General features: G+C 69.7%; 13 protein-coding genes. 7 read left to right on the forward strand and 6 right to left on the reverse strand.

What is annotated here, in order from left to right; translation table 11 throughout:
• Nucleotides 1–6: 6 nt before the first annotated feature.
• The 6 genes from trxC to C9I47_RS14510 are packed head-to-tail and all read right to left on the reverse strand — an operon-like array spanning nt 7 to nt 6,763.
• Nucleotides 7–447, reverse strand: a complete 441-nt coding sequence (gene trxC, locus C9I47_RS14485) for a thioredoxin TrxC (RefSeq protein WP_111267383.1) — start codon at nt 445–447, stop codon at nt 7–9.
• On the reverse strand, nt 444–914 hold the full coding sequence (locus tag C9I47_RS14490) for an OsmC family protein (RefSeq protein ID WP_111267384.1): 471 nt from the start codon (nt 912–914) through the stop codon (nt 444–446). Before C9I47_RS14490 ends, trxC begins: the two co-directional genes overlap by 4 nt.
• Complete coding sequence (locus C9I47_RS14495) at nt 911–4,177, reverse strand: efflux RND transporter permease subunit (protein WP_111267385.1); 3,267 nt, start codon at nt 4,175–4,177, stop codon at nt 911–913. The genes C9I47_RS14490 and C9I47_RS14495 overlap by 4 nt, the downstream gene beginning before the upstream one ends.
• Complete coding sequence (locus C9I47_RS14500) at nt 4,170–5,255, reverse strand: efflux RND transporter periplasmic adaptor subunit (protein WP_190238520.1); 1,086 nt, start codon at nt 5,253–5,255, stop codon at nt 4,170–4,172. The genes C9I47_RS14495 and C9I47_RS14500 overlap by 8 nt, the downstream gene beginning before the upstream one ends.
• Nucleotides 5,242–5,448, reverse strand: a complete 207-nt coding sequence (locus C9I47_RS14505; protein ID WP_111267387.1) for a YgaP family membrane protein — start codon at nt 5,446–5,448, stop codon at nt 5,242–5,244. The genes C9I47_RS14500 and C9I47_RS14505 overlap by 14 nt, the downstream gene beginning before the upstream one ends.
• Nucleotides 5,449–5,485: 37 nt before the next feature.
• Nucleotides 5,486–6,763 carry an NAD(P)/FAD-dependent oxidoreductase gene (locus C9I47_RS14510; RefSeq protein WP_317616522.1) on the reverse strand — a complete coding sequence of 426 codons (1,278 nt, stop codon included), beginning with the start codon at nt 6,761–6,763 and terminating at the stop codon, nt 5,486–5,488.
• Between the two features lie 112 nt (nt 6,764–6,875).
• Here C9I47_RS14510 and C9I47_RS14515 point away from each other — a divergent pair, with 112 nt between their 5' ends.
• The 7 genes from C9I47_RS14515 to C9I47_RS14545 all read left to right on the forward strand — a co-directional run bounded on the left by C9I47_RS14515 (nt 6,876) and on the right by C9I47_RS14545 (nt 12,793).
• Nucleotides 6,876–7,268, forward strand: coding sequence for a rhodanese-like domain-containing protein (locus C9I47_RS14515; protein ID WP_111267389.1), 393 nt, complete (start codon nt 6,876–6,878; stop codon nt 7,266–7,268).
• A gap of 4 nt (nt 7,269–7,272) precedes the next feature.
• Entirely contained in the window at nt 7,273–7,620 is a 348-nt protein-coding gene (locus tag C9I47_RS14520; RefSeq protein ID WP_111267390.1) for an ArsR/SmtB family transcription factor, read from the forward strand.
• A gap of 4 nt (nt 7,621–7,624) precedes the next feature.
• Nucleotides 7,625–8,506 carry an MBL fold metallo-hydrolase gene (locus tag C9I47_RS14525; RefSeq protein WP_111267391.1) on the forward strand — a complete coding sequence of 294 codons (882 nt, stop codon included), beginning with the start codon at nt 7,625–7,627 and terminating at the stop codon, nt 8,504–8,506.
• 135 nt (nt 8,507–8,641) lie between these two features.
• The gene (modA, locus tag C9I47_RS14530) at nt 8,642–9,439 is read left to right on the forward strand and encodes a molybdate ABC transporter substrate-binding protein (RefSeq protein ID WP_111268167.1); all 798 of its coding nucleotides are present in this window, start codon (nt 8,642–8,644) and stop codon (nt 9,437–9,439) included.
• 3 nt (nt 9,440–9,442) lie between these two features.
• Entirely contained in the window at nt 9,443–10,150 is a 708-nt protein-coding gene (gene modB, locus C9I47_RS14535) for a molybdate ABC transporter permease subunit (protein WP_111267392.1), read from the forward strand.
• Complete coding sequence (gene modC / locus C9I47_RS14540) at nt 10,147–10,767, forward strand: molybdenum ABC transporter ATP-binding protein (protein ID WP_190238521.1); 621 nt, start codon at nt 10,147–10,149, stop codon at nt 10,765–10,767. Before modB ends, modC begins: the two co-directional genes overlap by 4 nt.
• A 58-nt stretch (nt 10,768–10,825) precedes the next feature.
• A complete protein-coding gene (locus C9I47_RS14545; RefSeq protein ID WP_111267394.1) occupies nt 10,826–12,793 on the forward strand; it encodes an acetyl-CoA hydrolase/transferase C-terminal domain-containing protein in 1,968 nt (655 codons plus the stop codon).
• Nucleotides 12,794–12,816 lie beyond the last annotated feature (23 nt).

A 12,816-nucleotide genomic window follows, 5' to 3' on the forward strand; every position in this document is an offset into this window, starting at 1 on the left:
GCGTCCTCACTGCGGCAGGTGCTGGCGGGCCCAGCGAACGATGTCGGCGGCGCCCATCGCGCCGGCCTGACGCGCGCGCTCGCGGCCGCCGACGAACAGCACCAGGGTGGGGATGCTACGGATGCCGAAGCGACCGCCCAGTCCGGGCTGTGCCTGGGTATCGACCTTGGCCAGCCTCAGCTGCGGCTCCAGCTGCGCCGCGGCGGCTTCGAACTGCGGCGCCATCGCCCGGCACGGCCCGCACCAGGGCGCCCAGAAATCCACCAGCACCGGCAGCTCGCCGCGCAGCACGTGCGCGTCGAACCCGGCTTCGTCCAGCGCCAGCGGACGACCGTCGAACAGCGGCGCGCCGCACTTGCCGCAACCGGGCGCTTCGCCCAGGCGCGCGGCCGGCACGCGATTGCGCGCGTTGCAACGTGGGCAGGCAACGATGATCCCCCCGCTCATGCGGCGGCCCGACCGGGGACGAAGCGCGCGCCCGCGGCATCGACCACCTCCACATCGACCTCGACCCCATCGCGTACGCTCTGGGTGACGAGGCAGAATTGCTCGAACTGGGCCAGGGTGCGCTCGAAGTGTTCCAGCGACTCGGCGCGGTCGGACAGCAGGATGCGCACCCGTGCCTTGGGGATGCGCCAGCGGCCGGCCTCGTTGCGCGTCTTGTCCGCCTCGATTTCCACCTCGACCGGGCCGGGCGCGTTCTTGAACTTGCGCAATGCGAACAGCAGGCTGGCGCCCAGGCAGTTGGCCACCGAGGCCAGCAGCAGCGCGGCGGGGTTGGGCCCCCGCCCCTCGCCCAGCGGCGCCGGCTCATCGGTCATCAGCTCGGGGATGCCGGCGCCCTGGAAGTGGACGCGGAAGCCATAGGGCGTGTCCTGTTCCAGCCTCAGCCGGATGGTCTCTTCTCCGCTCATGCCGCGTCCGCCTCCCGGTCGGTCCTGTGGGCCAGCAACGTGTAATACAACAAGGGAATCACGACCAGCGTGAGAATGGTGCTGACGAAGATGCCGAAGATCAACGAGATCGCCAGACCGTTGAAGATCGGGTCGTCGAGGATGAAGAACGCACCCAGCATCGCCGCCACTCCGGTCAGCGCGATCGGCTTGGCGCGCACCGCGCAGGCGTCGATCACCGCCTTGGCCAGCGGCACCCCACGCCCGCTCTCCTGATTGATGAAATCCACCAGCAGGATCGAGTTGCGCACGATGATGCCGGCCAGGGCGATCATTCCAATCATGCTGGTGGCGGTGAACTGCGCGTGCAGCAGCGCATGGCCCGGCATGACGCCGATCACGGTCAGCGGGATCGGCGCCATGATCACCAGCGGCACCAGGTAGCTGCGGAACTGCGCCACCACCAGCAAGTAGATCAACACCATGCCGGCGGCATAGGCGATGCCCATGTCGCGAAAGGTTTCGTAGGTGATCTGCCACTCGCCGTCCCACTTGATCGCATAGCCGCTGGTATCGGCGGGCTGGGCGATGAAGCTCTGGTCCAGCGCCTGGCCGGCGGGCCGGGCGTCGCCGAGCTTGCCAACGATGGAAAACATGCCGTACAGCGGACTGTCGAGCGCGCCGGCCTCGTCAGCCATCACGTAGGCCACCGGCAGGCCGTCCTTGTGGTGGATGGCGCCGTCCCAATCCTCGCGCTCCACGGTCACCAGCTCGGACAGCGGCACCAGCGTGCCCTGCGCACTGCGCACCCTGACCGCCAGCAGCGACTGCAACCAGGCCTGGTCCCGCGCCGGCAACCGCAGTCGCACCGGCCGCGGGTACTTCGATCTGGCGTCCTGCACGTAGGTGGCATCGCGGCCGGAGACCGCAATCGCAATGGCTTCCGATACCGTTGCCTGGGCCACGCCCAGGCGAGCGGCGCGCGTGCGGTCCAGCACCAGGGTTTCGCGGGGGGCGTCGGCCTCCACGCTGGTATCGATGTCGACGATGCCCTCGGTCTTCGCAAACGCGTCTTCGGCCAGCGCGCGCGCGATCCGGCGCTGTCCCGCGTACTCCGGGCCATAGACCTCGGCCACCAGGGGGGCCAGCACCGGTGGGCCCGGCGGCACTTCCACCACTTTCACCGAGGCGCCATGGCGCCGTCCGATCGCGGCCAGCACCGGCCGCATCGCCCGCGCGATCTCGTGGCTCTGGCGGTCGCGGTGGTGCTTGTCGACCAGGTTGACCTGCAGGTCGCCCACATTGCTGCCGCTGCGCAGGAAATACTGCCGCACCAGGCCGTTGAAGTTGATCGGTGCGGCGGTGCCGGCGTAGCCCTGGTAGTCCAGTACCTCCGGCACCCGATCCACCTCGGCAGCCAGCTCGCCCAGCAGCGCGTTGGTCTGTTCCAGCGTGCTGCCTTCTGGCATGTCCACCACGATCTGCACCTCCGACTTGTTGTCGAAGGGCAGCATCTTCAGCACCACCAGCTCGAACGCCGCCAGGGACGCGGCCAGCAGTACCAGGCCCACCATCGAGGCGAACAACAGGCCGCGCCTGCGCCCGGCCCGCGCGCCCAGCAGGAACGGCGACATCACCTTGTGGAACAGGCGATGCAGCCAACCCTGCTGGCGTTCCTCGTGCGCATGGTCGCTTTCCACGGAATGGCCGTGGCGGCCAAGCAGCTTCAGCGACAGCCACGGGGTGACGATCAGCGCGATCAGTAGCGACAGCAGCATGCCGACCGAGGCATTGATCGGGATCGGCCGCATGTACGGACCCATCAGCCCGGACACGAAGGCCATCGGCATCAGCGCCGCGATCACGGTGAAGGTGGCCAGGATGGTCGGGCCGCCCACTTCGTCCACCGCCGGCGGGATCACCTCGCGCAGCGTGCGCTTGCGGCCGTCCGCGCCCGGAATCGCCAGGTGGCGGTGGATGTTCTCGACCACCACGATGGCGTCGTCAACCAGGATGCCGATCGAGAAGATCAGCGCGAACAGCGATACGCGGTTGAGGGTGAAGCCCATCACATGCGAGGCGAACAGGGTGACCGCCAGGGTCAGCACCACCGCACTGCCGACCACGATGGCCTCGCGCCATCCCAGCGCGAACAGCACCAGCAACACCACCGATGCGGTGGCGAACACCAGCTTCTGGATCAACTTCAGCGCCTTGTCGGCGGCGGTACTGCCGTAGTCGCGGGTGACCGTGGCGTGGATGCCGTCGGGGATGAGCTCGCCCCTGAGCTGGTCGAGGCGCAGCGCGACCGCGCGGGTGATGTCCGAGGCATTGCTGCCAGGCTTCTTGGCGATGGCGATCGTCACCGCTGGCGCGATTCCGGCCTCCGGGCCGGAACCGCGGCCGGCCGGCGCACCGAACCAGGCGTAGCGGCTGGCCAGATCGCCACGCGACTGCACCGTGGCCACATCGGACAGCAGCAGCGGCTTGCCGCCATTGCTGCCGATCACCAGCGAGGCCACCTCCTCGGCCGATGCCAGGAACCGTCCGGCGGTCACCGGTACCGCAGCGTCGGCGGCCACGCGCTCGCCGGCCTGGCGCACCACGTTCGCCGCCTGCAGCGCCTGCGCCAGCTCGCCGGGCGAAAGATCGTAGGCGGCCAGCTTCGTGGCGTCGAGGGTCACCAGCACGGCGCGCTCGGGAGCGCCTATGGTGTAGATGTCACGAGTCCCGGAGATGCGCTTGAGATCGCTCTCCAGCGTGTGCGCGACCTCCGCCAGCCGCGTCGCATCGACATCGGGATCGTCGCTCCACAGGGTCACCGCCATCACCGGAACGTCGTCGATGCCCTTGGGCTTGACCACCGGCACGCCCACGCCGACGCCCTGCGGCAGCCAGTCCTGGTTGGAGAACACCTGGTTGTACAGGCGCACCAGCGCCGGCTGGCGCTGCACGCCGACCTCGTATTCCACCGTCAGCACGGCCAGGCCCGGCCGGCTGATCGAGTACACATGCTTGATGCCTTCGATCTCGGAGAGCTTCTGCTCCAGCGGCGTGGCGACCATCTGTTCGACGTCACGCGCGCCGGCGCCATCGAACGGGACGAAGACGTTGGCCATGGTCACGTCGATCTGCGGTTCTTCCTCGCGCGGGGTGATCATCACCGCCAGCAAGCCCAACAGCAGGCCCATCACCGCCAGGACCGGGGTCATGGGGTTCTGCTGGAACGCGGCCGCCAGCCGCCCGGATACACCGAGCCGCGCGGATTGCCTAGACTCACTCATGTGTAGCTTCCGTCGCCCTGCGCTGCGCCGCCAGCGCCTGCATCGCCGCCACCGGATCGCGGGCGACCCTGTCGCCGGCCTGCAAGCCGCTGATCACCTCGACCTGGTCGCCGATGCGCGCGCCCAGCCGCAACTGGCGCAGCAACAAGCGATCGCCCTGCTTCACGTACGCGCCGCTCAGTTCGCCGCGTTGCGCCACCGCCGAGACGGGAATGCGCAGCGGCGCGGCCCCGTCGCCCGCTTCCGTATCCGCGTCGAACCGCACTTTCGCGGTGCTGCCCGGCGCGGGCGCAGGATCGAGATCGGGCAGGCGTACACGCACGTTGACACTATGGCTGGTCGAGTCCGCGGCCGGGAACACGATCACCTCGGCCGGCTCCACCTCGCGTCCGCCGGGCAGCACGACCGTAGCCTGCGGGTCGCGACGGATCGCATCGGCGCGGGTCTGCGGTACCGCGACCTCGATCCTCAGTTCGCGCGGCTCGTACACGCTGACCAGCGGCTGCCCCGGGACGACGGTTTCGCCCGGCTCCACGTCGCGCGTGGCGACCACCCCGGCAAAGGGCGCGCGCACCACGGTGTAGCCGGCCTGTTGCGCGGCCTGTGCCAGGTTGGCACGGGCGGCATCCCGGGCGGCGACCGCCGCGTCGCGAGCGGAACGCGCCTGGTCGAGCTGCAGCTTCGACACATATTGTCCGTCGGCCAGCGCGGCATAGCGGCGCCAGGTCTGTTCGGCTTCGGCCGCCGCGGCCTCGGTCGCACGCAGCTGTGCCCGGGCGGCGCTCGCGCCGGCGTCCTGTTCGACCGCGGTGATGCGCAGCAGCACGTCGCCCTGCCGCACCCGGTCGTTTACGTCGACCCGCATCTCCGCCACCCGGCCTGCGGTCTGCGCGCTCAGGTCGGCACGACGCACCGCCTCGACCACGCCGTCCCAGCCGTGGCCGGACAGGCCGGTGCCCGCAACGACCTCGAAGGTCGGCACGTCGGCCAGCGGCGGCAAGTCCGCCGTCTGTTGGCCACCGCAGGCGGCCAACGCCAACGCCAACAGCGATGGCAGCAGGGCCTTACTTGAACGCACAGCCGCCTCCCTTGACGCCCAGTGCCCTGAATACCAGCGCAGCAGGACAGAAGCCGCTGAAGCTGGCCTGCAACAGGTTCAGTCCAATGAAGGCAGTGAACAGCAGCCACCATGGCGAGACGAAGTGCACCAACAGCACACTGATCAGGATCATCACGCCAGCGAAGGCGATCACGGCACGATCGAGGTTCATCGCATTGTCTCCGGAAGGGGAATCTTGTTGAGCCGGCTCATGCCGACGGTTTGCGCTTGACGTCCTTCAACCGCTCGATGCCGAGCGCGCCGAGAATGTATTTCTCGTAGATCGGCTCGGAGGTGCCGTTGCGCATCTTGTGCAGGAAGTACTTCTCGAAACCGATCTTGGCCAGGTGCACCCACTTGCCGACCTTGGTCCAGGTCACGTTGCGCGGCGGAATCTGCGGCAGCGCAACGAAGGCCGCGCCGGTGTCGCCCATGTCGGCCAGACAGACCGCATTCCAGGTGCCTTCGTAGTCCGGCGTCTGGCCGTTCAGTTCGGCATGGATGTTGCGCACGATGGTGGTGACCATCGACTCGATCATGAAGCCGGTCTTCGGCGCGCCGGTCGGCACCGGCGTGACTTCCACCGGCGGGATCGCCACGCACACCCCGGCCGAGAAGATCTTCGGGTACTTCGGGCTGCGCTGGTGACTGTCGACAATCACGAAGCCGCGCGGATTGCACAGCCCTTCGACCGCGGCAACCGCGTCCACGCCCTTGAACGCCGGCAGCAGCATCGCGAACCTGAACGGCAGTGCATGCGCTTCGCCGGGTTGGCCGCCGGCGTCGTGCTCGACCACCGTCATTTCCCCGTCGCGCACCTCGGCCACCTTGCTGTTGACCAGCCATTTGATGTGGCGCTGACGCAGCTCCGACTCCATCAACCCCTTGGAATCGCCAACGCCGCCCAGGCCCATGTGGCCGACGTAGGGTTCGCTGGATACGAAGGTCATCGGCACCTTGTCGCGCAGCTTGCGCTTGCGCAGGTCGGCATCGACGATCATCGCGAATTCGTAGGCCGGGCCGAAGCAACTGGCGCCCTGCACCGCACCGATCACCACCGGACCGGGGTTTTCCAGGAACGCCTGGTAGGCCTGCCACGCATGCTGTGCGTGCGCGGTGGTGCACACCGACTGCGTATGGCCCGCGTCGGGGCCGGTGCCCAGGACTTCGTCGAAGGCCAGTTTCGGGCCGGTGCAGACTATCAGGTAGTCGTAGGGGATACGCTCGCCGGCGCCCGTGATCACGGCGTCGCCTTCGGCGTCGATGCGCTCCACGCCGTTGCCGTCGAAAACCACCCCGTGCCTGCCGACATGGTCGGCCACCTTCAGGGTGATGTCCTCGGGCTTGCGCCAGCCCACGGCCAGCCACGGATTGGACGGGGTGAAGCCGAACAGTTCGCCCTGTCCCACCAGCGTGATCTGGTGTCCCTTGCCAAGCGTCTCACGCAGCTCATAGGCGGCGCTCATTCCACCCAGACCCGCACCCATCACCACAATCCTGGACATCGCTTCACCCATCCCGCCCGCACGCGGGGGCGGACGCTGGACTTAATATTAGATATCTCTTATATTAGTGTCAACTGATATTTGAGGACACAGCATGAGCACGTACATCACCGCCTCCGAACTGGTCGGCGAGGCGCGCGCCAGGATCCGCGAGGTGGCGCCGTCGGCGTTCGCCGCCGACCGTGGCGATGAGGTCCTGATCGACGTCCGTGAGCCGGCCGAATTCGAGACCGGCCACATCCCCGGCGCGATCAACATCCCGCGTGGCGTGCTGGAGTTCCAGGTCGACGCCCATCCGGCGGTGGCCAACGTCAGCGACCCCGCCCTGTCGCACAAGCAACGGCCGGTGGTCGTGGTCTGCAGGACGGGAGGGCGGGCCGCGCTGTCGGCCGTCAACCTGCAGCGGCTGGGATTCGCCGATGTGCGCTCCATTGCCGGCGGCGTCGTCGCCTGGAGCGAGGCCGGACTGCCGCTGGTGGTACGGTAAGCCCATGCCCGCGACCCGTTCCGCTCCACCTCTTTCCAGCATCGACCCGCAGGCAATGCGCGCGCACGCCCATGACGCGGCGCGGCTGCTGAAGGCGCTGGCCAACGAGAAGCGGCTGATGCTGCTGTGCCTGCTGGTGGAAGGCGAGCGTTCGGTGAGCGAGCTCAACGCACACGTCGCGCTGAGCCAGTCGGCCTTGTCGCAACACCTGGCGGTGCTGCGCGAGGACGGACTGGTCGCCACCCGGCGCGAAGCGCAGACCATCTATTACATGCTGGCGCCAGGCCCCGCCGAACGCATCATCGGAACCCTGCACAGCATCTATTGCGGCGCCGAGCCGCCGTGCGAGTGAGACCATGCCCGCGCCGACCCTGCACATCGAGCCCTTCTTCCACGCCGGCACCGGCACCTGGACCTACGTGGTCCATCGCGGCACCGATGCGGCGGTGATCGACCCGGTACTGGACTACGACCCCAAGTCCGGGCGGGTCGGCACCGAAAGCCTGCAAGCGGTTCAGGACTACATCGCCGGCACGGGACTGACGGTGCATCGCATCCTGGAGACCCATGCGCACGCCGACCACCTGACCTCGGCACGGGTATTGCGCGCGGCGACCGGCGCCGTGGTCGGCATCGGCGCGGGCATCGGCAAGGTACAGGCGCACTTCGCCGACGTGTTCGACATCCCCCCCGGCGACCCCATGCTTGCCGACGCCTTCGACGCCACCTTCCGGGATGGCGACATCATCGATGCGGGTACGCTGCGCTTCGAGGCGATGGCGACGCCGGGACATACCTCGGACAGCCTCAGCTACGCCATCGAAGGCCATGTCTTCATCGGAGACACCCTGTTCGCGCCCGACGTGGGCGCAGCCCGCTGCGACTTCCCCGGCGGCGATGCCGACACCTTGTACGCCAGCATCCAGCGCCTGTACGCGCTAGCTGACGAGACCGTGCTGTGGCTCTGCCACGATTACCCACCGGCCGGACGTGAGCGCCGCTGCAGCGTGACCGTGTCCGAAAGCAAGCGCGACAACGTGATGCTGAGTGGCGACACCACTCGCGAGGAGTTCGTGCAACGCCGCCACGCGCGCGATGCGCAGCTGCCCGCCCCTGTCCTGCTGTATCCCTCGCTGCAGGTGAACATCCGCGGCGGCCGGCTGCCGCCCAGCCGGCCCAACGGTCGGCGCTACCTCTGCACGCCGGTGCAGGGCGATATCCCGGCTTCACTGGACTGATCCGGCACGCGAGCTCATCGCGGCGGTTGTGCTCGTGGCCGCAATGCTGGCAGGCTCGCAGCTGGCCCGCCTCCTGGCATCGCGGACTTGATCGAAACCGGACCGAATCCCGTTCTGCCGTCGCCCGCCACCGCGATGCGACGCTTCCCGGTCGCGCTCGCCACCGTCGCGCTGGCCATGCTCCTGCTGACCGCGCCGCTGTTGAGCGCCACCCTGGCGCGCGCGGCGCCGCCGCTGACGGTGTTCGCCGCCGCCAGCCTCAAGGAGGCGATGGACGAAGCCGCCGCCACCTACTCAAGCGAGCGCGGCGTGCCGGTGCGGGTGTCGTATGCGGCCAGCTCGGCACTGGCCCGCCAGATCGACAACGGCGCACCGGCCCACGTGTTCGTGTCCGCCGACCTGGACTGGATGGACTACCTGCAGTCGCGCGGGCGGGTTCGAGCGAGCGATCGCGACGAACTGCTCGGCAACCGCCTGGTGCTGGTCGCGCCGGCGGGTCCGGCGACCGCGACGGTCGACCTCGCCGTACCCGGCACTCTGGAACGGGCACTCGGCAACGGCCGGCTGGCGATCGGCCAGACCCGCAGCGTGCCGGCCGGCAAGTACGCACGCGCCGCGCTCGAACACCTCGGGGCGTGGTCGTCGCTGGCCCCGCGCCTGGCCGAGTCCGACAATGTGCGCGCGGCACTGATGCTGGTCGCCCGCGGCGAAACGCCATTGGGCATCGTCTATCGCACCGACGCGATCGCCGAGCCGCGGGTACGGGTGGTCGCGGCCTTCCCCGCCGGCAGTCACCCGCCGATCGTCTACCCGGCCGCGGCCCTCGACGGGCCGCGCCGCGAGGACGGCCGCGCCTTCGTCGACTGGCTGGCCTCGCCGGCGGCCGCGGCGATCTTCCGGCGCCATGGCTTCGAGCTGCGCGCGCGGGACTGACGGATGACCGCGACCGCCACCATCGCCTTCACTCCCGAGGAGCTGACCGCGATCGCGCTGAGCCTGAAGGTCGCCACCGCGGCGGCGCTGTGCAGCCTGCCGCCCGGCATCGCGATCGGCTGGTTGTTGGCGCGCAAGCGCTTTCCCGGCAAGGCCCTGCTCGATGCGCTGGTACACCTGCCGCTGGTGCTGCCGCCGGTGGTGCTCGGCTACGCGCTGCTGGTCGGCTTCGGCACCCGCGGGGCGATCGGCGGCTGGCTGCACGAGTACCTGGGCGTGACTTTGGCGTTCCGCTGGACCGGCGCCGCACTGGCCTGCGCGGTGATGGGCTTCCCGCTGATGGTGCGCTCGATACGGTTGTCGATCGAAGCCACCGACCGGCGCCTGGAACAGGCCGCCGCGACCCTGGGCGCGACGCCGTGGCGGGTGTTCCTCGGCATCACCCTGCCGCTGGCCTGGCCGGGCATCGTCGCCGGCGCGGTGCTGGCCTTCGCCAAGGCCCTGGGCGAGTTCGGCGCCACCATCACCTTCGTTTCCAACATTCCCGGCGAGACCCAGACGATCTCCTCGGCGATCTACGGCCTGCTGCAGGTCCCCGGCGGCGAGGCCGGCATCTGGCGCCTGGCGGCGGTCGCGATCGCGATCTCGCTGGCCGCGCTGCTGGCCTCGGAATGGCTGGTGCGCCGCCAGCAGGGAGGCGACGAGGCATGAGCCTGCGGATCGACGTCGCGCTGCGCCGGGGCGGGTTCCAGCGCCGGATACGGATCGAATCCGAGGCGCGGGTGACCGCCCTGCTCGGGCCGTCCGGCGCCGGCAAGACCACCCTGCTCAATGCGATCGCCGGGCTGGTCCGCCCCGTGCGCGGTCGCATCCAGGTCGAGGGACGGGTGTTGTTCGACGATGCCGCGCGCATCGACCTGCCGCCGCACCTGCGCCGGATCGGCTATGTGTTCCAGGACGCGCGCCTGTTCCCGCACCTCGACGTGCGCCACAACCTGCGCTACGGCCGTCATGGCCGCGACGGCGATGCGCGCTTCGGCTTCGATGCGATCACCGCCCTGCTAGGCATCGGCCATCTGCTCGACCGCCGCACCCGCAACCTGTCCGGTGGCGAGGCGCAGCGCGTGGCGCTGGGTCGCGCGCTGCTGTCGCAACCGGACCTGCTGCTGATGGACGAACCGCTGGCCGCGCTCGACGAGGCCCGCCGCGGCGAACTGATTCCCTACCTGCAACGGGTGCGCGACGAGGTCCGCCTGCCGATCGTCTATGTCAGCCACCAGCGCGACGAGGTCGAGCGGCTGGCCGACGAGGTGCACGTGCTGGAGTGAGCGGGGCGATGGCGGCATCATCACCCCTCGCCACCGACGCAGGCGCTAGGCTTGGCCGATGACGACCCACGACGCACGTTCCGCGCCACTCGAACTTTCCGACCTCGACGCCGTCGCCGCGCTGATCCTGGAGCGCACCGAAGGCCCGCTGCGGGTCGGCGCGCCGCTGGGCCTGGGCAAGCCCCATCGCCTGCTCAATGCGCTGTACGCACGCGTGCAGCGCACTCCCGAGCGGCCGCTGCATCTGTACACCGCACTGTCGCTGGAGCCGCCGCCGGCCGGCGGCGAAGGGCTGGAAGGGCGCTTCCTCGGACCGTTCGTGAAGCGCCACTTCGGCGAGGACTTCCCGCGCCTGGCCTACGTGCAGGCGCTCAAGCGCAACGCGCTGCCGGCGCACATCGAGGTCGAGGAGTTCTACATGCAGTCCGGCGCGATGCTGGGCGCGCGCCAGGCGCAGCGCCGCTACGCCAGCCTCAACTACACCCACGTCGCCCGCGCGCTCGCCGACCGCGCGATCAACGTGGTCGTGCAGAAGGTCGCGCGCGAACCGGGCGGCAGCCGACTCTCGCTGTCGTGCAACACCGATCTGACCTTCGATACCCTCGCCGCGATCCGGGCGCGCGACCTGCCGCGCCCGCTGCTGGTCGCCGAGGTCGATCCGGAGCTGCCATGGCTGGGCGGCGGCGCGGCGGTCGATGCCGACTTCTTCGACATCGTCGCCGAACCGCCGGGGCCGCATCCGAAACTGTTCGGACTGCCGCGCCAGCCGGTCGGCGAGGTCGACTACGCGATCGGTTTCCACGCCAGCACCCTGGTCGTCGACGGCGGCACCCTGCAGATCGGCATCGGTGCGCTTGCCGACGCGCTGTGCCATGCGCTGGCGCTGCGCCACACCGACAACGCCGGCTACCGGCGGGTCCTGCGCGCGCTCGGCTCGGCCGCGGCCGACGACCCGGCGCTGGGGCCGTTCGCGCAGGGTCTGTACGGCTGCAGCGAAATGATCAACGAAGGCTTCCGCCGCCTGGTCGAGGTCGGGGTGATCCGGCGCCGGGTCGTCGACGATGTCGAACTGATGCGGCGCGATGCCGAAGACCGGCTGTCCGACGCCGATCGCCAACGCCTGCGGCACGACGGCGAATACCTGCACGGAGCGTTCTATCTTGGCTCGCCGGATTTCTACCGGTGGCTGCGGGAGCTGGACGACGATGCGCGGCGCGGCATCGGCATGCGCCCGGTCAGCGCGGTCAACGAGCTGTACGGCGGCAACGAGACCCTGGAGCGGCTGCAGCGTCGCGATGCGCGCTTCTTCAACAGCTGCATGATGGCGACCGCGCTGGGCGCGGCGGTGTCCGACGCGCTGGAGGACGGCCGCGTGGTCTCCGGCGTCGGCGGCCAGTACAACTTCGTCGCGATGGCGCACGCGCTGCCGGACGCGCGCTCGGTGCTGATGTTCCGCGCGGCCCGTGGCGGCCGCCGGGCGACCTCGAACGTGGTCTGGAACTACGGCCACACCACCATCCCGCGGCACCTGCGCGACGTCTACATCACCGAGTACGGCATCGCCGACATCCGCGGTGCGACCGACGAGGACTGCGTCGCCGCGATGGCCGCGATCGCCGATGCGCGATTCCAGCAGGCCTTGCTGGACAGCGCGCGCGATGCCGGCAAGCTGTCCGCGGATTTCGCATTGCCCGCGCATGCGCGCGACAACACCCCCGAACGGCTGCGCGAGCGGCTGGCGACGCTGCGCCGCGACGGCACCCTGCCCGACTTCCCGCTGGGCAGCGATTTCACCGAGGTCGAACAGCGTCTGGTGCGCGCGCTGGCCTGGCTGAAGGCCGCCACCGACGGCACCACCGGCAAGCTGCGCACCGTGCTCGCCGCGATCTCCGGCGCGATCTCGGGCACTGCACCCGCGGATGCCGCCGGACCGCTGCAACGGATGGGACTGGAGCGGCCGCGCGGCCTGTCCCAGTGGCTGCAGGCGCGGCTGCTGGCGCTGGCGCTGCGACGCAGCGGGCGCTGATCCGGAGCCGGTACCGCGGGAAC

This window comes from Marilutibacter maris, from assembly GCF_003233695.1.
Taxonomy (GTDB): domain Bacteria; phylum Pseudomonadota; class Gammaproteobacteria; order Xanthomonadales; family Xanthomonadaceae; genus Marilutibacter; species Marilutibacter maris.